23 protein-coding genes are annotated in these 19,304 nt (G+C 71.8%); 8 read left to right on the top strand and 15 right to left on the bottom strand.

Annotated features, from left to right (window positions below):
• The first annotated feature begins 139 nt into the window (after window positions 1–139).
• The gene (locus AB0B58_RS18105) at window positions 140–1,009 is read left to right on the top strand and encodes a PAC2 family protein (protein WP_184993294.1); all 870 of its coding nucleotides are present in this window, start codon (window positions 140–142) and stop codon (window positions 1,007–1,009) included.
• A gap of 48 nt (window positions 1,010–1,057) precedes the next feature.
• On the opposite strand, the gene AB0B58_RS18110 is transcribed toward AB0B58_RS18105, so the two are convergent.
• From AB0B58_RS18110 to AB0B58_RS18135, 6 genes are all read right to left on the bottom strand, one after another.
• Window positions 1,058–1,258, bottom strand: a complete 201-nt coding sequence (locus tag AB0B58_RS18110) for a DUF397 domain-containing protein (RefSeq protein WP_360224659.1) — start codon at window positions 1,256–1,258, stop codon at window positions 1,058–1,060.
• Window positions 1,259–1,361: 103 nt separating this feature from the next.
• Window positions 1,362–1,544: a DUF397 domain-containing protein gene (locus tag AB0B58_RS18115; RefSeq protein WP_360224661.1), complete on the bottom strand. Its 183-nt coding sequence runs from the start codon at window positions 1,542–1,544 to the stop codon at window positions 1,362–1,364.
• A gap of 88 nt (window positions 1,545–1,632) precedes the next feature.
• On the bottom strand, window positions 1,633–2,535 hold the full coding sequence (locus tag AB0B58_RS18120; RefSeq protein ID WP_360224663.1) for a helix-turn-helix transcriptional regulator: 903 nt from the start codon (window positions 2,533–2,535) through the stop codon (window positions 1,633–1,635).
• A gap of 269 nt (window positions 2,536–2,804) precedes the next feature.
• Window positions 2,805–3,212, bottom strand: coding sequence for a DUF6232 family protein (locus AB0B58_RS18125; protein ID WP_360224665.1), 408 nt, complete (start codon window positions 3,210–3,212; stop codon window positions 2,805–2,807).
• 254 nt (window positions 3,213–3,466) lie between these two features.
• Window positions 3,467–4,786, bottom strand: a complete 1,320-nt coding sequence (locus tag AB0B58_RS18130) for an ABC transporter permease (protein WP_360224667.1) — start codon at window positions 4,784–4,786, stop codon at window positions 3,467–3,469.
• On the bottom strand, window positions 4,783–5,538 hold the full coding sequence (locus AB0B58_RS18135; protein ID WP_360224669.1) for an ABC transporter ATP-binding protein: 756 nt from the start codon (window positions 5,536–5,538) through the stop codon (window positions 4,783–4,785). Before AB0B58_RS18135 ends, AB0B58_RS18130 begins: the two co-directional genes overlap by 4 nt.
• A 136-nt stretch (window positions 5,539–5,674) precedes the next feature.
• On the opposite strand from AB0B58_RS18135, the gene AB0B58_RS18140 reads away from it, so the two are divergent.
• Entirely contained in the window at window positions 5,675–6,598 is a 924-nt protein-coding gene (locus tag AB0B58_RS18140; RefSeq protein WP_360224671.1) for a TetR/AcrR family transcriptional regulator C-terminal domain-containing protein, read from the top strand.
• On the opposite strand, the gene AB0B58_RS18145 is transcribed toward AB0B58_RS18140, so the two are convergent.
• Window positions 6,567–6,914 carry a hypothetical protein gene (locus tag AB0B58_RS18145; protein WP_360224673.1) on the bottom strand — a complete coding sequence of 116 codons (348 nt, stop codon included), beginning with the start codon at window positions 6,912–6,914 and terminating at the stop codon, window positions 6,567–6,569. The genes AB0B58_RS18140 and AB0B58_RS18145 overlap by 32 nt on opposite strands.
• 74 nt (window positions 6,915–6,988) lie before the next feature.
• Window positions 6,989–7,789, bottom strand: a complete 801-nt coding sequence (locus AB0B58_RS18150) for a class I SAM-dependent methyltransferase (RefSeq protein ID WP_360224675.1) — start codon at window positions 7,787–7,789, stop codon at window positions 6,989–6,991.
• A 113-nt stretch (window positions 7,790–7,902) separates the two neighbouring features.
• Between AB0B58_RS18150 and AB0B58_RS18155 the strand changes: the two genes are divergently transcribed.
• Complete coding sequence (locus AB0B58_RS18155; RefSeq protein ID WP_360224677.1) at window positions 7,903–8,694, top strand: GntR family transcriptional regulator; 792 nt, start codon at window positions 7,903–7,905, stop codon at window positions 8,692–8,694.
• A gap of 10 nt (window positions 8,695–8,704) precedes the next feature.
• Here the strand turns inward: AB0B58_RS18155 and mshC are convergent, their stop codons facing one another.
• From mshC to AB0B58_RS18180, 5 genes are all read right to left on the bottom strand, one after another.
• The gene (gene mshC / locus AB0B58_RS18160; RefSeq protein WP_360224679.1) at window positions 8,705–9,943 is read right to left on the bottom strand and encodes a cysteine--1-D-myo-inosityl 2-amino-2-deoxy-alpha-D-glucopyranoside ligase; all 1,239 of its coding nucleotides are present in this window, start codon (window positions 9,941–9,943) and stop codon (window positions 8,705–8,707) included.
• 54 nt (window positions 9,944–9,997) lie between these two features.
• Window positions 9,998–10,792: an SCO1664 family protein gene (locus tag AB0B58_RS18165; RefSeq protein ID WP_360224802.1), complete on the bottom strand. Its 795-nt coding sequence runs from the start codon at window positions 10,790–10,792 to the stop codon at window positions 9,998–10,000.
• A 17-nt stretch (window positions 10,793–10,809) separates the two neighbouring features.
• Window positions 10,810–11,406 (bottom strand): DUF3090 domain-containing protein, encoded by a 597-nt coding sequence (locus AB0B58_RS18170; protein ID WP_360224681.1) that lies wholly within the window; start codon window positions 11,404–11,406, stop codon window positions 10,810–10,812.
• 109 nt (window positions 11,407–11,515) lie between these two features.
• Window positions 11,516–12,205: an MSMEG_4193 family putative phosphomutase gene (locus AB0B58_RS18175; RefSeq protein ID WP_360224683.1), complete on the bottom strand. Its 690-nt coding sequence runs from the start codon at window positions 12,203–12,205 to the stop codon at window positions 11,516–11,518.
• A 2-nt stretch (window positions 12,206–12,207) separates the two neighbouring features.
• Window positions 12,208–13,260, bottom strand: a complete 1,053-nt coding sequence (locus AB0B58_RS18180) for an LLM class F420-dependent oxidoreductase (protein ID WP_360224685.1) — start codon at window positions 13,258–13,260, stop codon at window positions 12,208–12,210.
• Between the two features lie 167 nt (window positions 13,261–13,427).
• Between AB0B58_RS18180 and AB0B58_RS18185 the strand changes: the two genes are divergently transcribed.
• Both AB0B58_RS18185 and AB0B58_RS18190 read left to right on the top strand, forming a co-directional pair.
• Complete coding sequence (locus tag AB0B58_RS18185; protein WP_360224687.1) at window positions 13,428–14,444, top strand: aldo/keto reductase; 1,017 nt, start codon at window positions 13,428–13,430, stop codon at window positions 14,442–14,444.
• 300 nt (window positions 14,445–14,744) lie between these two features.
• Window positions 14,745–14,936: a DUF5703 family protein gene (locus tag AB0B58_RS18190; protein WP_354725254.1), complete on the top strand. Its 192-nt coding sequence runs from the start codon at window positions 14,745–14,747 to the stop codon at window positions 14,934–14,936.
• Window positions 14,937–14,996: 60 nt separating this feature from the next.
• Here AB0B58_RS18190 and AB0B58_RS18195 read toward each other — a convergent pair whose 3' ends face one another.
• Both AB0B58_RS18195 and AB0B58_RS18200 read right to left on the bottom strand, forming a co-directional pair.
• Window positions 14,997–15,665, bottom strand: a complete 669-nt coding sequence (locus AB0B58_RS18195; protein ID WP_360224689.1) for a hypothetical protein — start codon at window positions 15,663–15,665, stop codon at window positions 14,997–14,999.
• Between the two features lie 19 nt (window positions 15,666–15,684).
• Complete coding sequence (locus AB0B58_RS18200; protein ID WP_360224691.1) at window positions 15,685–16,995, bottom strand: M20/M25/M40 family metallo-hydrolase; 1,311 nt, start codon at window positions 16,993–16,995, stop codon at window positions 15,685–15,687.
• 67 nt (window positions 16,996–17,062) lie between these two features.
• Between AB0B58_RS18200 and AB0B58_RS18205 the strand changes: the two genes are divergently transcribed.
• From AB0B58_RS18205 to AB0B58_RS18215, 3 genes are all read left to right on the top strand, one after another.
• Window positions 17,063–17,668: a hemerythrin domain-containing protein gene (locus AB0B58_RS18205; protein ID WP_360224693.1), complete on the top strand. Its 606-nt coding sequence runs from the start codon at window positions 17,063–17,065 to the stop codon at window positions 17,666–17,668.
• 179 nt (window positions 17,669–17,847) lie between these two features.
• Complete coding sequence (locus tag AB0B58_RS18210; protein ID WP_360224695.1) at window positions 17,848–18,828, top strand: LysR family transcriptional regulator; 981 nt, start codon at window positions 17,848–17,850, stop codon at window positions 18,826–18,828.
• A gap of 40 nt (window positions 18,829–18,868) precedes the next feature.
• Window positions 18,869–19,243, top strand: coding sequence for a hypothetical protein (locus AB0B58_RS18215; protein ID WP_360224697.1), 375 nt, complete (start codon window positions 18,869–18,871; stop codon window positions 19,241–19,243).
• Window positions 19,244–19,304 lie beyond the last annotated feature (61 nt).

Consider the following 19,304-nt stretch of genomic DNA (forward strand, 5'->3'; position numbering starts at 1 on the left):
GTACCGAATGACGGCGTCCGACAGGTGGACACACTGTGACGGGGCTCTCCACGCAAAGCCCCACGACGGCGCGGCCCCCGGGTGCGATGTCGGCCATACACGTAGGCTTTGCGTACGTGAGGTACGAAAGGTTGGCACCGTGACAGAGTTCGACGGTCTTCCCCTGCTGCGCTCTCCCGTGGCGATCGCCGCCTTCGAAGGGTGGAACGACGCGGCCGACGCGTCGACGGCCGCGGTGGAGCACCTCGAGCAGGTCTGGCAGGCCCGCGAGATCACCACCGTCGACCCGGAGGAGTTCTACGACTTCCAGGTCAGCAGGCCGACCATCACCATGGCCGAGGGAGAGGCCCGCAAGATCGAGTGGCCGACCACCCGGTTCAGCGTGGCGAGCCCGCCCGGCACCGAGCGTGACGTGGTGCTGATCCGCGGGATAGAGCCGAGCATGCGCTGGCGCACGTTCTGCGAGCAGATCCTCGAGGTGTGCCACAGCCTCGAGGTCAACCGGATCGTCCTGCTGGGCGCCCTGCTCGCCGACGTGCCCTACACGCGGCCGCTGCCGATCAGCGGCACCGCTTCGGAGAAGGAGGTCGCGGAGAGATACAAGGTCGTCCCGACCCGCTACGACGGCCCGACCGGCATCGTCGGCGTGCTCCAGGAGGCGGCCGGCCGCGCCGACGTCGACGCCCTCTCCTTCTGGGTGCACGTCCCGCACTACGCGAACAACCCGCCGTGTCCGAAGGCGACGCTCGCGCTGCTCAGCCGGCTCGAGGACGTCCTCGACCTGCCCGTGCCCCTCGCCGACCTCGCCGAGGAGGCCGACGAGTGGGAGAAGCGCGTCCGCGCCGCCGCCGAGCAGGACTCGGAGCTGGGCGACTACGTCCGCGAGCTGGAGGAACGGGTCGGCGACGAGGGCATCAAGCCGCTGACCGGCGACGAGATCGCCAGCGAGTTCGAGAAGTACCTGCGCCGCCGCGGCGGCTCCGCCGGCCCCACCGCCGGCTCCTGGTAGATACTGCCGACGGCGCGGCCCGCCCGACGCGGGTCGCGCCGCTGGGGTTCAGACTCGATCGAACTCCCCGGCGGCCACTCCCGCCTGGAAAGACTTCCACGCTTCGCCGGTGAATCGCAGCCTCGGGCCTCCGGCATCCTTGCCGTCTCGCACGACGACGTCGTCGCCGTCCCGGGCCACCTCAACACATGAACTGTCCGCGCATCGTCGGATCCATTGCAGCGATCGCTCAGGCTCGTCGGTTCGCATTCTGCGCCTCCACGGTCCGGGACTACACAGGGTACGTGAGCCGATACGGCTTGTCCCTCACGAAATGGCGCGCCTCGATGTTCGACCGAGGCGCGCCATTCCACTACCGTCCGCCGAAGCCGCCGGCCTTGACACCATCGATGAATTCAGCCCACACCGAACGCTCAAAGCGGAGAAATGCCTGTTCAGGACGCTTTGAGTCGCGTAGGGCAACCACCTCCTGGCCGATCTTCGCCACCTCGACACAGGTGGCGTCGGCGCAGTAGGAGCTTCGATACCAATTCATGCTCGATACGATCTTTCATTCGAGAACCCCAGCTCAGGCGCCGGAGCACGTGATACTTCGGACCACGTGTTCATGGGACCGGGAACGGTCAACTATCCCGGATCAATGACGCGCGGAGGGTTCCCGCCTCCGCCCGGATGAGACGCAGCGAGTCGATCTCGTCGTAGCACTGCGGCCACATCGACTCAAATCGCTGTCGGTAGTACCCGACGGTCTCCGAATCATGGTCGACGGTGTCATCGGTATAGGACTCCCGATAGACGACCGCGTCCTCGTGGTCGTCGTCGCTCAGATCGAGAATGGTAAAGGGGCCCATCATGCTGAGATTTGCACCCATGGCGAGCTTCACGAGACGAATGTGGATGTTGGGCCGCCGGGCGATGATCTCCGCAACCGACTCGAGCTGCTCCGCCATGACCTCGCGGCCGCCGGTCTCGCGCTTGATCACCGCCTCGTCCAGCATCAGTAGATACGCCGGTGAGTCGTCGCGTTCCGCGACCCGCTTCGCGCGGAGCATGCGAACGTCGAAACGCACCTTTCGGTCCACATCGGTGAGGCTCGTGTCGGACCAGCTCAGCAGGTGCTCCGCCATCGCCGGGGTCTGCAGGTCACCGGGGATGACCAACGGCTGATAGGCCCGGACGGTCGTCGCCTGCGCCTCGAACTGCAGCAGCATGCGCAGACCGGGGGTGAGATGCTTGCGGTACTCGGGGGTGATCCACCACCGCTGGCGACGCGCGATCGCCGCGTCGCGCGCCAGCTGCTCGATCGCCGCCTCGTCGCGGACACCGTAGACAGCGAGCAGGGCGCGCAGATCGGTGACCGACACAGCGACCTCACCGCTCTCGATTCGCTGCACCTTGGACAATGACCACCCGAGCCGCTTGGCCACGTCGCCCTGAATCAGCGGTGTCGCCTGGCGTGCCTTGCGGAGCGCGCGCCGCACCCGCTGCCTAGCGACAGCAGGCGTTTCGTCCCGCGCGGCACTCATTGCCACACCCGCCTCGTCGGTCCACCTGGACGAACCTCGATCATGAGGCGCGCCACCAGCTACGTTGCTAACAGCAACATAGCAGTTTGGACGGCGAGGCACAGCAACCCTTCTCAGGGACGCCGTCGTAGGAACAACGACACAGGCCTACGATAGATACGGCAGCGACTCCGCGATGTCGTTTCCGGAAAGGCAACACCGGCATGGAAAAGCGATGCCAAATCGAAGAGGCATGCCAAACTGCCATATAGCTGTTGGCCGCCTAGCCATCAGCCGAGTCGCTCCAAGGCGCGTTGGAGGCCGCGACAGACCTGCTCGAACTCGCGCTGATCGTCCGACTCGAACACCACCGCACGCACGCCCCGATAGGTGGCCACCAGTTCGTGATGGGCCGGCGGGCCGAGACGCAGGTGGATGAAGGCGTACACGAGCGCGACGACCGTTGTCACCGTCGCCACGCCAACGGACACCCGGCCGACCACGGGCACGATGACAATGCCACTGACCAGTGCGGATATCCCCAGAACCCGTTCGCCGGACATCCCGCAGGCGCCCCGCTGGCGCACGATGTGCACGGCATGGAGCTCGGCGAGGACGAAGCTCCGCGGCGCCGCCCGCTGGACCGTGATCACCTTGTCGGTGACGAGCACACGCGGTCCACGATAGAACTCTCTCATCGCTCCTCCTCCGTCCCGCACCCGCGCGGGGGCCACGCACGGGGCTGCTTCGGAGATGAGGATCGGGCGGCATTCGGCCAATGTTCCGCCCGTTCCCAAACACGCAATGCCTCCATGCGGTCACGCAACGTCAGTATGCGGTCAAATTGCAGAAGATCGCCATACTTCTATCAGCTGTACAGCTGATAGAAGGGTCCGAGCAAGACAACGGCCCCCGTTGTCCAGGATGGACGGGGGCCGATCGCCTCTCGGACTCACGCGCGCATCGCGCTCACGGCGCTCCCTCGGACGGTACGGCGGGCAGTGCCGAGCACGGACAGCGTCGTCAGCGCGACCGCCACCGCGACGATCACCGCGTACGCGATCGGGGTGGCTTCGGGCCAGACGCGGTCCGCCCGGGCCGCGCCGAAGGACATGATCGTGAAGAGCGAGGCCGCCGAGCCGGCCAGGACCCCGGTGACCGTCACGAGGAGGCCCTCGCACGCGACCATCGCGATCAGCTGCCCCCGGGTCGAGCCGGCCAGCCGCTGCTGGGCGAACTCCCGCTTGCGGTGCGACGTCGCCGCGATCAGGGTGTTGACCAGCATGATCGCCACGAAGACCGTGATCATGCCGACCACCACGTAGTTCAGGGTCTGAATGTCGCGGGCGAACTCCGGCTGCACGGTGCCCGCCGCGGCGTCGTCCTCGATGCCCTGCATGTAGACCGTGCCGGTCGCGATGCCCGTGAACAGCACGACGGGCATCACGGCGCCCGCCAGTTGCCGGGTACGCCCCCGCACCCCGAGCACGGCCAGCTCGCCCGCGGCGCCCCCGAGCAGCCGGACCGGACCGCCGAGCACCACCGTGACGAGCCGCAGCAGCTCCGGGGCGAACAGGGCCAGGCCGATCGACGCCCAGATCGACGCCTGGCCCGCGGTCTGCATCGCGTCGATGCCCTTGCCGTCCATCAGCGTCACGGTCAGCGTCGCGCAGTTCGCCGCGACCAGCAGGAACAGCGCCCCCGCGAGGCGGCGGGCCCGCGGCCGGGTGCGCCGGGGCCCGACCGACCCGGTCGTACGCCGGGCCGTGGCCAGCGCCGCGAGGATCGCGCCCGCCAGGGTCACCCCGAAGCCCGCGGCCGGCGCGATCGGGCCGAACACGTAGCCGACCTCCGCCGCGACCTGGCCGGTGTCCCGCAGAAGCGCGAGCAGCAGCCGCCCCAGGACGAGCCCGGCCGGTACGGCCGCCGCCGAGGCGAGCAGCGAGATCGCGGCGGCCTCCCCCACGATCATCCGGCGCAGCTGCGGGCCGGTCGCGCCCACCCGGCGCAGCAGGGCCGTCTGCTCCGAGCGGCGGGTGACCGCCAGGCTCAGGGTCGACGTGACGGCGAAGACGACGATCACCAGGCACCAGCCGCCGGCCACGCTCGCCGTCGTGACCAGGGACTCCGCGCTGGCGTCGTCGGCGCCCGCGGCGGTGTCGAGCAGTGACGCGAACGCCGTCAGCAGTGACGCGCCCAGGAAGGCGGACAGGAACGTCGCGACGAAGCCGCCGGGGCGGTGCCGCAGGTTGCGCAGGGCGACGGCGATCACGTCGCCGCCCCGGTCCGGTCGCCGACCAGGTCGCCCAGGTGGGTCAGCCGCTCCGCGACGGCCTCGGCGGTTGGCGCGCTCAGCGCCCCGGCCAGCCGGCCGTCGGCGAGGAAGAGCACCGAGTCCGCGTACGCGGCCGCGACCGGGTCGTGGGTGACCATGACGACGGTACGGCCGTGCTCGTGCACGACGGCCCGCAGCAGGGTCAGCACCTCGCGGGCGCCGCGCAGGTCGAGGGCGCCGGTCGGCTCGTCGGCGAAGATGACGGCCGGCTCGGTGACCAGCGCACGGGCGACGGCCACCCGCTGCCGCTCTCCCCCGGACAGCCGCTCGGGCAGGTCGTGCAGCCGGTCGCCGAGGCCGAGCCGGGTGAGCACCTCCGCGCAGCGGCCCCGGTCGGCGCGGCGGCCGGCGAGGCGCAGCGGCAGCAGGACATTCTGCTCGACGGTCAGCGCCGGCAGCAGGTTGTAGTCCTGGAAGACGAAGCCGACCCGGCTGCGCCGGAACCTGGTCATCGCGGTGTCCTTCGTCGCCGTCAGCTCGGCGCCGTCGATGAACACCCGGCCGGCGCTGGGCCGGTCCAGCCCCGCCGCGCACTGCAGCAGGGTGCTCTTGCCGGAGCCGGACGGGCCCATCACCGCGGTGAACGTGCCGGTGGAGAACGCGGCCGTCACCCCGTCGAGCGCGGTGACGGCGGTGCCGGTGTCGGCGTAGGTCTTGTAGAGCGTCTCCAGGCGTACCGCGTCGGTCATCGCTGAACCCTCCCCATAGGACTTGACTGGTACAGCGTACGAGCGCACTAGTTTGCCGGGAAGTGGTGCTAGCACCCCTATCCAATGGCGCCGACTAGTGCACTAGGATCGGGTGCACTAGTACACGGAGGGGTTCATGGGCTTGCCGCCGTACCAGAGAATCGCCGGTGAGATCGCCGCGCGGATCGCCGCCGGCGACCTCGCGCCCGGCGACAGGATCGCGTCGACCCGGCAGCTGACCGCGCAGTACGGCATCGCCATGGCGACCGCCACCAAGGTCCTCGCCACCCTGCGCGAGCAGGGGCTGGTCCGGGCGATGCCCGGCGTCGGGACGGTCGTGGCCGCGCAGGCCCGGCCGGCCGACGCGGCACCGGACCGCGACCGGGTGGTGCGCGCCGCCGTGACGATCGCGGACGCCGAGGGCCTCGCCGCGCTGAGCATGCGCCGGCTCGCGGCCGAGATCGGCGTGCCGACCATGTCGCTCTACCGGTACGTGGCCGACAAGGAGGAGTTGCTGCTGCTCATGACGGATGCGGTATTCGCCGTGAACCCGCCGCCGCCGCTGATTCCGGAGGAGGACGGCTGGCGGCGCTGCGTCGAGGCGATCGCCCGGCTGCAGTGGGCGATATACCGGCGCCACCCCTGGCTCGCCCAGGCGATGTCGTTCACCCGCCCGCTGCTGGCCCCGCACGCCATGGCACACACCGAGTGGACGATGCAGGCCCTGGAGGGGCGCGGCCTCTCCGCGAACGCGCAGTTCCTGGCGGCGGTGACGGTGGCGAACCACGTCCGCGGCACGGCGGTCAACCTGGAGCACGAGGCGCAGGCCGAGCAGGAGACCGGGATGACCGGCGACCAGTGGCTACGGGCGCAGCAGGCACACTTCGAGGCCGTGCTGGCGACCGGGCGGCTGCCGATGATGACCCGCTACCTGGCCGCCGGCGACCGCGAGTTCGACCTCGACATGCTCGTCGAGTTCGGCCTGCAGCACCTGCTCAGCGGCCTCGCCCAGGTGCTCGAGGACACCCCTAGCGCCAGAAGGTCGCGACCGCCGCGTTGATCAGCGTCAGGGCGATGATGCCGATGAAGTGCCCGCGGTTGACCTCGGCGCGCTTGCGGGGCACGAACACCATCACGAAGATCATGATCGCGATCAGGAGCTTGACGCCCAGCTTGACCGGGCTCGGCTCGTCGTCGCCACCGCCGCGCAGCGGCGCCGACAGCGCCAGGCCGGTGAGCACCTGGATGATCGCGCCCCACAGCATGGCCGGGTTGATCCGGAACTTGCCGGAGATGAACTGCACGATCGCGCCGCCCAGCAGCAGCGCGAAGCCGATCAGGTGCGCGTATCTCAGGATCAACCGCAGTGCCTCCACGCCGGGGGCTCCTCTCGCTCAGGTGTCCGACAGCTTAAGGGCCTGCCCCGGCGGCATGATCGGCAGGACGGGCCTCAGGCGTGCCGCCGGGCGATCGTCAGGAGGTGGCCGCTCGCGCCCAGGACGCTCGGCTCGTCCTCGATCCGGCGCAGCATGTCGAGCATGACGCCGGTCAACCGGGGGTCGGCGAGGAACTCCGTCAGCCGCGGGCCCGTCATCCAGACCGGGCCCTCCACCGCGACCGTGCGCACCCCGGTGAGGCCGGCCTCGAGGGCCTCGGCCGCCGGCTCGTCCGGGTGGTGGAAGTAGGCGCTGGTGAACCACTGCCGCACCGAACCGTCGTTGCGGTGCACGCCGTCGCCCAGCGCCCGGTCCACGATCGACACGAAACCCGGCTCGGCGAAGTAGCCCTTGGCGACGCCGTCGATGAGCGAGGCGAACCTGCTGATCACCGCGCCCACGACCACCCCGCCCGGGCGCACGACGCGGGCGGCCTCGCGCCAGGCCGCGACCCGGTCGGCACGGTCGGGCAGGTGGTAGAGCGGGCCGAGCAGCAGCGCCGCGTCGGCGCTCGCGTCCCGTTCCGGCAGGTCGCGGGCGTCGCCGACCTCCGCGGTCACGCCGTCGAGGGCGCCGGCCGCGGCCACGTGCTCGGGTACCGGGTCGATCACGTGCACACGGTGACCCGCCTCCGCGAGCGGGCGCGCGTAGACGCCGGTGGCACCGCCCACGTCGAGGACCCGGGCCGGCGCCGGCGGCAGCGTGCGGGTCAGCACGTCCCACGTGCGCAGGAACTCCAGGCGACCGGCGCCCGCGGTGAGGCGCTCGCGCTCGCCGCCGCGTTCGTAGTACTCGAGGATCTCGGGGCTCAGCATGACCACCATGCTCGGCGAGCCACCCGCGCCGGTCGACCGGGTTTCGGCGTGTCGCTGTCACGTTGCACACGCCGCGTAAGTCATCCTAGGAACCTGGGTCTGGAGGTACGTCTATGACGATCAACCCCGGTGCCGCCGAGTTCCCGCACCGTCAGATCGCCGCGCAGCTGCGCGAGCGGATCCGCCGCGGCGACTGGAACCCCGGCGAGCGGCTGCCCTCGATCCCCGCGATGGCCGAGATGTTCGGCGTCGCGAAGCAGACGGTCCAGCGCACCGTCGACCAGCTGCGGGTCGAGGGAATCCTGATCACCAAGCCGGGCTCGGGCACCTACGTGCGCGGCACCCGGCGCCGGCTCAACCGGCTCTCCCGCGGCCGCTACGGCGTGCACCGCGGCTACCACGCCGACCTGGCGGCCCGCTACCGGCAGCAGCTGGCCGGCGTCGGGCGCGAGGCCGCGCCGCCCGAGGTCGCGGACGCGTTCGGCGTCCGCGACGGCACCGAGATGCTGGTACGCCGCCACGTCGTGCGCGCCGACGACGCCACGGTCGAGGTCGGCGCCTCGTGGTTCCGGGTGACCGACGCGACCGGAACCTCGCTCGAGCGGGTCGAGGCGTTCGGCCGGCCGCTGTACCAGGAGGCCGAGGAGGCCATCGGGCGGCGCTACGCGTCGGCGACCGACACGATCAGCGCCCGGCAGCCGAGCCGCGAGGAGGCCGAGATCCTGCAGATCCGGCCGGACACCCCGGTGCTGCACCTGCTGCACGTGGCGTTCGACGAGACCCGCAAGCCGATCGAGGTGGCACAGGCGACGTGGCCGGGCCCGATGACGACGCTGACCGAGGACTACCGGATCCCGGCGCCGGTGCCCGAGCCGGACCCGGACCCGGGCCTCACCCTCGCCTGAGCCGGGCGTCCTAGAGGCGGATGCCCAGCAGCGCGTCGACCGTCGTCGCCATCAGCGCCGGGGCGCCGGCGTCGTCGCCGGATCCGGACAGCGCCGCCTCCGACCAGGCGTCGACCAGCGCCAGCGCCGCCGGGGTGTCGAGGTCGTCGTGCAGGGCTCCGCGGACCGCGGCGAGCAGCTCCCCGCCGGACGGGCCGGCCGGCGCCGCCGCCGCCTCGCGCCAGCGGGCCAGCCGCTGCTGGCCGGCCTTGAGCACGTCGTCCGTCCAGTCGCGGTCGGCGCGGTAGTGATCGGCGAGCAGGCCGAGCCGGACCGCCATCGGGTCGACGCCGTCGGCGCGCAGGCGGGAGACGAACACCAGGTTGCCCTTGGACTTCGACATCTTCTCGCCGGCCAGGCCGATCATGCCCGCGTGCACGTAGTGGCCGGCGAACGGCGCCGCGCCGGTGAGCAGTTCGGCGTGCGCCGCGGAGCACTCGTGGTGCGGGTAGAGCAGGTCGTTGCCGCCGCCCTGCACGTCGATGGTGTCGCCGAGCAGGCCGATGGCGATGGTCGCGCACTCGATGTGCCAGCCCGGGCGGCCGGGGCCGAGGTCGCCGCCGTCCCAGGCCGGCTCGCCGTCGCGGGCGCCGCGCCACAGCAGCGGGTCGAGCGCGTCGCGCTTGCCGGGGCGCTCGGGGTCGCCGCCGCGCTGGGCGGACAGGACCAGCATCTCCTCGCGGGACAGGTTGGACTCGTAGCCGAACGACGGCGCCGACGCGATCGCGAAGTAGATGTCGCCGGTGCCGTCGGAGAGCCGGTATGCCGCGCCGGCGTCGAGCAGCCGGCGCACGTGTGCGGCGATCGCCGGGATGGACTCGACGGCGCCGACGTAGTGCGCCGGCGGGATCATCCGCAGCGCCTCCATGTCCTCGCGGAACAGGGCCGTCTCGCGCATCGCCAGGACCACCCAGTCCTCGCCGTCGCGGGCCGCGCGCTCGAGCAGCGGGTCGTCGATGTCGGTGACGTTCTGCACGTAGTTCACGTCGAGGCCGGCGTCGCGCCAGGCGCGCTGCACCAGGTCGAAGGTGATCATCGTGGCGGCGTGGCCGAGGTGGGTGGCGTCGTAGGGGGTGATGCCGCAGACGTACATCGTCGCGGTCGCGCCCGGCGTCGTGGGCCGCACAGACCGGCGGGCCGAGTCGAAAAGCGCCGGCGGCGTCGCGGTCCCCGGCAGGGTCGGCACCTCGTGCCCCGTCCATGCGTCCATGGTCAAAAGCCTATCCAGGCCCGCCGACAGAAAACGTGCGGCGTGAGTAAAGCCTCAGACCGGCGGCCACGGCACGGCGGGCCAGTCCTGTGACGGCTTCGGGAAGCGGGCCGCACGCAGCAGGCGCCGCACCCGCAGCCGGGCATGCTGCACCTCCGAGACGGTCAGGTGCTGCTCGAGCGCCGCGCCGAGGGCGCCGTCGAGCCGCTCCGCCAGCACGGACAGGGTCTCTACCGAATCGGCCGGTATGGCCTTGTCCGTCCAGCCCCACAGCACCGTGCGGAGCTTGTTCTCCACGTGGAAGCAGACGCCGTGGTCGACGCCGTGTATGCGGCCGCCGGGTGCGTAGAGCACGTGCCCGCCCTTGCGATCGGCGTTGTTGATCACCGCGTCCAGCACCGCCAGCCGGGACAGCCGCGGGTCGTCGGCGTGCGCCAGCGCGTACGCGTCGCCGTCGGAGTCGCGGGCCGAGGCGATCGCGAACCACCCGGGCGGCACGTCGTACGCCGGGATGAAGCCGATCAGCGCCTCCGCGTCGTCGGGCTCGTCGATCCAGAGCTGGCACGCGCCGGGGCCGAGCGGGCCGTCGCGCAGGATCGTCGGCGGCACCAGCCCCCAGCCGGTCGCCTGGGAGACCAGGAACGCGGAGACCTCGCGCCCGGCCAGGGTGCCGTCCGGGAAGTCCCAGAGCGGGCGCTCGCCGCGCACCGGCTTGTAGACGCAGCGCCGGGTCAGCCCGTCCAGGGTGATCTCGGCCCGCAGCGTCGTGTTGGACGCGCCGATCAGCCGGCCCTCGAGCTCCATCTCGCCGCGGCTGAGCAGCTCGAGCGCGTCCTCCTCCGCGAGCACGGATGCGGGCTCCGTCGTCACCGGTGGTAGCCGTTGTGCCGCGGGCAGAGGTGGCCGGCGGGGTCGAGCGGCTGGCCGCAGAGCGGGCACGGCGGCCGGCCGGCGGCGACGACCCGGCGGGCCCGGTCGATGAAGGCCCGGGTCGCCTCCGGCGTCAGCCGGACGCGGAGCCGGTCGAGGTCGTCGTCGGGCTCGTCGTCATCGTCCTCGACGTCGACCGGGCCCTCGTCATCGTCGTCCTCGCCGAGCTCGACCTCGGCGTCGCTCTCACCGGCCTCGATCGCCTCGATGACCACCGTGGTCGTGTCGACGTCGAAGGCGAGGCCGAGCGTGCCGACCCGGAACTCCTCGTCGACGGGGGTGTCCAGCGGCTCGTTGTCGTTGATCGCGAGCACGGGGACCTCGGGCAGGTCGACGCCGAAACGCCGGCTGGCCTCGGTGAGCAGTTCCTCGAGCTTCTCGGCGAGCAGCGACACCTGGACCTTCTCCAGCGCCACGCTGACCACCCGGCCGCCACCGCGGGCCTGGAGGAAGAATGTCCGGTCACCCGGCTCGCCCACCGTCCCGGCGACGAACCGCTCGGGCGGCTCGAAGGCATGCACCTGGTGGGTCATGGCTTCGACCCTAGCCGCCCGCGCGCGCGGTTGCGCAGCCTGCCGCCGCGGTTCGCCGAGGGCGCAAAGCACGCGCACGCTGTGGTAACGCGCCGGTCACATGCCGTACTCATGCGCCCCCGCCCGCGCCACCGCCCACGGCCGCGTCGGACTCGGGCAGGGCACCCTCGGCGGGCTTCGGCGGCACCAGCGCCGACAGGTCGGCGGTGTCGTTGAGCCGTACGAGGAAGGGCCGCATCGGTGTGTAGCGGATGACGCTGATCGAGGCGGGGTCGGCGACGAGGCGCTGGAACTCGTCCAGGTGCAGCCCCATCGCGTCCGCCACGACGGCCTTGATCACATCGCCGTGGCTGCACGCCAGCCAGAGCGCGTCCGGGCCGTGCTGCGCGGTCACCTGGGCGTCCCGGCGCCGCACCGCCGCCACCGCGCGGGCCGACATCGCGGCCATCGCCTCGCCGTTCGGGAAGACCACGGCGCTGGGGTGCTGCTGGACGACCGGCCAGAGCGGGTCCTGCGCCAGCTCCTTGAGCGGGCGGCCCTCCCAGTCGCCGTAACCGCACTCGATCAGGCCCTCGTCGATCTCCGGGACGATCTCCGGCAGGGCCAGGTCGAGGGTCTGCCGGCAGCGGATCAGCGGGCTGGTCACGACGGCCGCCAGCGGCAGCTTGCGCAGCCGCTCGCCGATCCGCAGCGCCTGGCCGCGGCCGGTGTCGTCGAGCTCGACCGGCAGCCGCCCGGCCAGGCCGCCGGACGCGTTGGCGTTGGTCCGCCCGTGGCGGAGCAGCAGAACCGTTGCCACGGCTACTCGGCCACCCCCGAGGCCTCGAACGCCTCCGCGACGGCGCGCAGGGTGGCGATGCCGGTCTCGAGGTCGGGCACGAACGGGCTGATGGAGAGGGTGCCGACGCCGGCGGCGGCGTACTCGCGGATCCGCTCGGTGACCTGCTGCCGGTTGCCGATGATCGAGGTACGCGTGATGAAGTCCTGCGGCACGGCGGCCGCGGCGTCGCGGATCTTGCGGTCCAGGTAGAGGTCCTGGATCTCCCGGGCCTCGTCCGCGTAGCCCATCCGGACGGCGAGCCTGTTGTAGAAGTTCTGCTCGCGGCTGCCCATGCCGCCGACGTACAGGGCCGCGTAGGGCCGGACCGCGTCGCAGGCGGCCGCGACGTCGTCGCCGATCACCACGGGCACGCTGGGTGCCACGTCGAAGCCGGCCAGGCCGGCGCCGATCCTGGCCCGGCCGCTCTCGATGTGCCGCAGGGACTCCCCCGCGTCGTCCGGCGCGAAGAAGATCGCCAGCCAGCCGTCGGCGATCTCGCCGGCCAGCTCCAGGTTCTTCGGTCCGACGGCCGCGAGATACACGGGTACGGCCTCACGCGGCGGGTGGAAGCCCAGCCGCAGCGCCTTGCCGGGGCCGTCGGGCAGCGGCAGCGTGTAGTGGTCGCCGTCGTAGGCCACCGGCTTGCGGGCGATCGCCAGCTTGACGATGTCGACGTACTCGCGGGTGCGGGCCAGCGGCTTGGCGAACCGCACACCGTGCCAGCCCTCGGAGACCTGCGGGCCGGAGACGCCCAGTCCGAGCCGGAACCGGCCGCCGGAGATGGTGTCGATCGTGGCGGCGGTCATCGCGGTCATCGCGGGGCTGCGGGCCGGGATCTGCATCACGGCCGCGCCGACGTCGATCGACTCCGTCTGCCCGGCGATCCAGGCGAGCATGCTCGGCACGTCCGAGCCGTACGCCTCCGCCGCCCACACCACCGAGTAGCCGAGCCGGTCGGCCTCCTGCGCCAGCGCGAGATGGTTCGCTGGTGTGGTCCACGAGGTCTGGTATCCGAGGTTGAGTCCGAGCCGCACGGGTCCTCCCGGTTTCTGCCGCGGCAGCGCCGATGCTCCGCGCTACGAAGCCTAGGCGAACACGTTGCGTGATCTTCGGTGAGTTGGGTCGCCAACCCGACGCTTCGCGGCCCTATTGAGCTGTCACGAGCATTTCGCGGGTGCCCGGCGCTGAATAGGGTTCACCCATGCAACAGCGACCGCTCGGCCGAAGCGGGCTGGCGGTCTCCCGGCTCGCTCTCGGCACCATGACCTGGGGCCGCGACACCGACCCCGACGACGCGGCCGCCCAGCTCAAGCTCTACCTCGAGGCCGGCGGCACCCTGATCGACACCGCCGACGTGTACGGCGACGGCGACGCGGAGACGGTCATCGGCTCCCTGATCGACCACCTGGTGCCCCGCGACGAGGTACTGATCGCCACGAAGGCCGGCCTCGGCCGGCACGGCTTCCGCCGCCGGGACAGCTCCCGGGGCCACCTGCTGCGCAGCCTGGACGCGTCGCTGCGCCGGCTCGGCACCGACTACGTCGACCTGTGGCAGGTGCACGGCTACGACCCGCAGACGCCGCTCGAGGAGACGCTGTCCGCGCTGGACCACGCGGTCGACAGCGGCCGGGTCCGCTACGTCGGGGTGTCCAACTTCGCCGGCTGGCAGACCGCCCGGGCCGCCGCCTGGCAGCAGGCGTTCCCGGCCCGCGCACCGATCGTCGCGACCCAGATGGAGTATTCGCTGCTGGAGCGCGGCATCGAGCGCGAGGTGCTGCCGGCCGCGGCGGCGCTGGGCATCGGCGTGCTGCCGTGGTCGCCGCTGGGCCGCGGCGTGCTGACGGGCAAGTACCGCAACGGCCGGCCGCTGGACTCCCGGGCCGCCACCGATCACCTCGCCCCGTTCGTGCGGACGTACTTGGAGCCGCGCAGCTCGAGCATCGTCGAGGCCGTGGTGATCGCGGCGAGCGGGCTGGGGGTCTCGCCCGTCGAGGTGGCGCTGGCCTGGATCCGGGACCGGCCGGGCGTGGTCGCGCCGATCCTGGGCGCGCGGACGGCGGGGCAGTTGCAGGGCGCGCTGCTGAGCGACGAACTCACCCTGCCGGGTGAGATCGCGGGCGCGCTGGACGACGTGTCGGCGGTGCCGGTCGGCTATCCCGAAAGGGAGGGCCTGACCGGCCCGGGGACCGGTGACATGCCGGGCGCCGGCGCATATTAGGAGTCGATCTCCCGCGGGCGGGTAACCGCGAAGGAATCTCGACGAGGCCCGCCGGCATCCCGGTCGCTCGCCACGGCCTCGAAGACGGCGCGGAGGCGCCGGTCCCGAGCCCCCGGGCAGCCGTAGGCGTAGTCACGGACCGTGGCGGCGGACCCCCGCCGTACCTTCGCTGCTCTGGCCCAGCTGACCAGGCCAGGGCTGGTAGCACACGGTCCGACGGCTTCACCCGGTCGTCGCTCGGAGTGAATATCCGCTGGTCAGTAGTTGTCTCGACCACGTTGGCGGGGCATCCTTGCACCCATGGACTACGAGTACGCGCCGCTCCGGTTGCCTTCGAATGTCGATCGCTTGACCGCCGCGGCGCAGCTGGCGATCCAGGCGGAATTCTCGGGATGGGAGCTGGCCCGCGTCCAGCTCTTCCGGGACGGAACCCGGCAGGTGATGCTCCGCCGCAAGGTGCAGGGCTCCCTGCAGCCCGGTCTCTCGATATAACAGAACAAGCCGCGCCCGCCCCGAACCCGAGGCGGGCGCCGCTTCATGCCCAGACAGAACTCAATGCTGGTGACCGGCGTGGTCGTCTTCCTCGTCGGACAGGTAGGGGTGTTCGTCCAGGCGCCCGACGAGCAGGTCGTCGGGGGCCGGGGCGAAGGGTCCCGCGCCGTCCTCGTCCGCGAACGCCTCCAGGTCCAGCGGCGCCGCCACCTCGCTCACCGTGAGCAGGCCGTCGAGCGGCTCCAGCTCCGGCACGTCCAGCGACGACAGCGAGCCGTCGCCGGCCTGCAGCAGCTCCAGCACCGCCTCGCCGACCGAGTCGACCGGTCCGGCCTCGTCGTCGGCCGGCACCAGGTTGCGCCGGGCGGCGTCCGCGACGCGCAGTAGGGCCGCGACGCTGGGCACCCGGTAGTCGCGGCGCTGGCGCACCGAGATCACCCGCGGGTGCGGGTCGGCGTCGCCGTCCTCCAGGCCGCCGACGAGGCCGCCGAAGCGCTGGTCCGCCTCGTCCGGGTCGATCGACTCGACGTCCCACGGCGTCACTTCGCCGAACGCCTCGAGCAGCTGCTCGTCGTACGCGAAGGAGGTGTTGTTGAGGTTGACGTACGCCTGCCACACATCGTCGTCATCCACCCGGCCCTGGGCGGCCTTGACCGCCGCCAGGTGGGCTTTCGCGGCCTCGACGACCCGCTCTAGAGCGGCGTCGAGCTCCGCGTACTGGTCGGTCATGGTGTGAAAAGTCCTCTCATCAGCTCGCCTGCAGCAGTCGGTCGAGCACACGCACGCCGAACTGTAGTCCTTCCACGGGCACCCGCTCGTCGACGCCGTGGAACAACGCGGAGAAGTTCAGGTCGGCGGGCAGCTTCAGCGGGGCGAAGCCGAAGCAGCGGATGCCCAGCGTGCTGAAGGCCTTGGCGTCGGTGCCGCCGGAGAGCATGTACGGCACGGTGCGGGCGCCCGGGTCCTCGGCGCGCAGGGCGGCGCCCATCGCCTCGACGAGCGCACCGTCGAAGCCGGTCTCCAGGGCGCCCTGCTGCGACACGTGCTCGATCTCGATGTCGGGGCCGATGACCCCGCGCAGCTGCTCCAGGAAGATCTCGGCCTGCCCGGGCAGGGTGCGGCAGTCGATGGTCGCCGACGCCTTGCCCGGGATGACGTTGTCCTTGTAGCCCGCCTCGAGCCGGGTCGGGTTGGCCGTGTTGCGCACGGTCGCGCCGATCAGGTTGGCGATCGGGCCGAGCTTGGCGATCGCCAGTTCGGGCTCGTCGGGGTCGAGCTCGATGCCGAGCGCCTCGGAGACCTGCTCCAGGAACGAGCGCACGGTCGGCGTGATGACCATGGGGAACCGGTGCCGGCCGACCGCGGCGACGGCCTCGGCGAGCGCCGTGACCGCGTTGTCGTCGTGCACGAACGAGCCGTGTCCCGGCCGGCCCCGGGCGTGCAGGCGCAGCCAGTCGATGCCCTTCTCGGCCGTCTCGACCAGGTAGAGGCGCAGGTCGTCGTTGATCGTGTAGGAGAAGCCGCCGACCTCACCGATCGCCTCGGTGCAGCCGTCGAAGAGCCCGGCGTGCTCGCGGACGAGGAACTGCGAGCCGTACTCCATGCCCGCCTCCTCGTCCGCGGTGTATGCGAGGACGATGTCGCGGGGCGGTACGTAGCCGGTGCGCTGCCAGTCGCGGACGACGGCGAGCGCCATCGCGTCGAAGTCCTTCATGTCGATCGCGCCGCGGCCCCAGAGGTAGCCGTCCTTCACCTCGCCGGAGAACGGCGGCACCGACCACTCGCTCGCGTCGGCGGGTACCACGTCGAGGTGCCCGTGCACCAGCAGCGCGCCGCGGGAGCGGTCGGCGCCGGGTATCCGGGCGACCAGATTGGCCCGCCTCGGCGCGGACTCGTGCAGCTCGACCTCGATGCCGACCTCGGTGAGCTTGCCGGCGACGTACTCCGCGGCGGCACGCTCACCAACGGTCGTTCGCGGGTCCCCGGTGTTGGTGGTGTCGATCCTCAGCAGGTCGCGGCACAGGTCGACGACCTCGTCGGCGGCGGAGACAGGTTCCATCCGCTCTTCTTACCAGCTGGCACCGGGCGACGTTTGGCGGGAGATCATGTCCGGGTAAGAGCAGGCGGTGTCCATACACCTTCCCCCACTGCCGCCCGTCGGCGGCGAGACGACCGGCCCCAGCGTCGTCGACGTCATCCGCCGGGAGCACCGCGAGCTGCTCGCCCTCTGCGACGAGCTGACCGGCGACGGCACGGACGCCGCACGCCGCCGCACGCTCGCCCAGGTGATCAGCGCCGAGCTGTCGCGGCATCTCTCCGCCGAGGAGCAGTACCTGTACCCGGCCGTGCGTGCGACCGTTCCGGACGGCTACGCGCTGGTCGACCGGGAGATCGACGAGGACCGGGCGTTGCTGGAGGCGCTCCGGCTCCTCGAGGCCGCGGACGAGGGCGACCGGGCGGCCCGCGCCGGCGACGTCCGCCGCCGGCTGCTGCGGCACGCGGACGCGGCCGCCGGCGAGTTGCTGCCGCTGCTGCTGCGGATGGTCTCGGCCGAGGATCTGATCCGGCTCGGCAACCGGGTGGAGCTGGCCGAGGAGGCCGCGCCGACCCGCCCGCACCCCGGCACCCCGGCGACGCCGCCGTGGAACAAGATCGTCGACCCGGCCGTGGCGCTGGCCGACAAGGTCCGCGACGTCGTGGGCCGGCGGACCACCTATCGGCGCGATCTGTGAACAAAGTACAAAGTGGACGGCATTTTTACGGATAGTGATAGACGATCAACGATCTGTGCCCGGACCAGCGTACGGCTTAGCTGGATCTGTCCTTTTGGTTAACCCATTTGTCACAAGTGGAGGATCTTTGGCTGTCCGAAGGTCTAGCCGATATCCCGCGAACGTCCTACCGTCACGCTATGAACCTGGAGCTGCGGCATCTCAAGGTGGTCTGTGCCATCGCGGAGACGGGCAGCGTGACGAAGGCGGCATCGCTGCTGGGCCTCGCCCAACCGGCTCTGACCGCACAGCTGCAACGCATCGAGCGGACTCTGGGCGGCCCGCTCTTCGAACGTGACCGTCGAGGCGCCCGGCCGACGGCGCTCGGCGAACTGGTGCTCTCCCGGGCGCGGGTGCTGCTGCCCGCGATGAAGGGCCTGCAGGACGAGGCGGCCCGGCTCGCCGGGTCCGGCACGGACGAGAACGTCATGACCCGTTACCGCATCGGCGCGATCGGCGGCCCGGTCATCGGCGGCATGGTGCACCGGCTGTCCGAGGCACAGCCCGAGGCCCAGATCTCCACCCACGCGTCCTACTACGTCGACGAACTGGCGACAATGGTCCTCGCCGGCAAGCTGGACTACGCACAGGTCGGCGTCTGCGGCGACGCCATCCCCTCGGCGGACTACGGCCTGGTGTGGCAGACCATCGCGGTCGACGGGGTCTGCGTGCTGATGCCCGACGACCATCCGGCGGCCAAGGGCGTCGAGGTCGACCTCGCCGAACTGGCCGAGGAGCAGTGGGTCGCCGGCACCGGCGACGGCTGCTTCGGCGACTGCTTCGCGGCGGCCTGCGCGCGGAGCGGGTTCACGCCGCGGCGGATGCTGGAGACCGACATCCGCGGCTGCGTCGACATGGTGGAGTCCGGGCTCGCGCTCGCGCTGTGCCAGCCGACGTTCCGGCCGCCGGCGGGGCTCACCCACCGGCCCCTGCAGGGCGCGCCGCTGCGCTGGCGGCAGGTGCTCGGCTGGCATCCCGACAGCCCCGCGGCCCGGGTCGCGCCGCGGCTGATGGGCATGGCGAGCGAGGCGTACGCCGAGGTCCTGGCCCGCAACCCGCTCTACATCGAATGGCTCGAGGACTACCCGCAGCTCGGCGGCGCGCAACTCGCGGCGGCGTAGCGGCGGGTGCCCCGGCTCCCGGTGTGGGACGCTCGTTCACATGGCCGTGCCGCTGCTGGTCGTCGATGCCGCCAACGTCGTCGGCTCCAAGCCGGACGGCTGGTGGCGCGACCGCGCCGGCGCCAACGCCCGGCTGCGTGACGCCCTGGTTCCGATCAACGCCGCCGGGCTGCCGGGTCTCACCGGCCCCGTCGAGGTCGTCCTGGTCGTGGAGGGCCGGGCCCGCGACATCCCGGCCGTCGACGGGGTACGGGTGGAGCGCGCGACCGGATCCGGCGACGACGCGATCGTGGATCTCGTGGCCCGCGAGGGCCGCGGCCGCCGGCTGGTCGTGGTGACCGCCGACCGCGGCCTGCGCGATCGGGTGACCGCCCTGGGCGCGGAGGTACGCGGTCCCGGCAGCGTGCCGAGGTGACCGTGCGGGCCCGGTTTCACGAAAGGGGCGTGCGGGCACGACCACCCCATCCGGGACGACT

The organism is Actinoplanes sp. NPDC049118, from assembly GCF_040648555.1.
In the GTDB taxonomy this organism is placed as follows: Bacteria; Actinomycetota; Actinomycetes; order Mycobacteriales; family Micromonosporaceae; genus Actinoplanes.

Excerpts from the sequence above, each read along its gene's own strand:
- AB0B58_RS18110 (WP_360224659.1), bottom strand. The coding sequence starts at position 1,258 with ATGCGAACCGACGAGCCTGAGCGATCGCTGCAATGGATCCGACGATGC.
- AB0B58_RS18115 (WP_360224661.1), bottom strand. The coding sequence starts at position 1,544 with ATGAATTGGTATCGAAGCTCCTACTGCGCCGACGCCACCTGTGTCGAG.
- AB0B58_RS18120 (WP_360224663.1), bottom strand. The coding sequence starts at position 2,535 with ATGAGTGCCGCGCGGGACGAAACGCCTGCTGTCGCTAGGCAGCGGGTG.
- AB0B58_RS18125 (WP_360224665.1), bottom strand. The coding sequence starts at position 3,212 with ATGAGAGAGTTCTATCGTGGACCGCGTGTGCTCGTCACCGACAAGGTG.
- AB0B58_RS18135 (WP_360224669.1), bottom strand. The coding sequence starts at position 5,538 with ATGACCGACGCGGTACGCCTGGAGACGCTCTACAAGACCTACGCCGAC.
- AB0B58_RS18140 (WP_360224671.1), top strand. The coding sequence starts at position 5,675 with ATGGGCTTGCCGCCGTACCAGAGAATCGCCGGTGAGATCGCCGCGCGG.
- AB0B58_RS18150 (WP_360224675.1), bottom strand. The coding sequence starts at position 7,789 with ATGCTGAGCCCCGAGATCCTCGAGTACTACGAACGCGGCGGCGAGCGC.
- AB0B58_RS18155 (WP_360224677.1), top strand. The coding sequence starts at position 7,903 with ATGACGATCAACCCCGGTGCCGCCGAGTTCCCGCACCGTCAGATCGCC.
- mshC (WP_360224679.1), bottom strand. The coding sequence starts at position 9,943 with ATGGACGCATGGACGGGGCACGAGGTGCCGACCCTGCCGGGGACCGCG.
- AB0B58_RS18170 (WP_360224681.1), bottom strand. The coding sequence starts at position 11,406 with ATGACCCACCAGGTGCATGCCTTCGAGCCGCCCGAGCGGTTCGTCGCC.
- AB0B58_RS18185 (WP_360224687.1), top strand. The coding sequence starts at position 13,428 with ATGCAACAGCGACCGCTCGGCCGAAGCGGGCTGGCGGTCTCCCGGCTC.
- AB0B58_RS18190 (WP_354725254.1), top strand. The coding sequence starts at position 14,745 with ATGGACTACGAGTACGCGCCGCTCCGGTTGCCTTCGAATGTCGATCGC.
- AB0B58_RS18195 (WP_360224689.1), bottom strand. The coding sequence starts at position 15,665 with ATGACCGACCAGTACGCGGAGCTCGACGCCGCTCTAGAGCGGGTCGTC.
- AB0B58_RS18200 (WP_360224691.1), bottom strand. The coding sequence starts at position 16,995 with ATGGAACCTGTCTCCGCCGCCGACGAGGTCGTCGACCTGTGCCGCGAC.
- AB0B58_RS18210 (WP_360224695.1), top strand. The coding sequence starts at position 17,848 with ATGAACCTGGAGCTGCGGCATCTCAAGGTGGTCTGTGCCATCGCGGAG.
- AB0B58_RS18215 (WP_360224697.1), top strand. The coding sequence starts at position 18,869 with ATGGCCGTGCCGCTGCTGGTCGTCGATGCCGCCAACGTCGTCGGCTCC.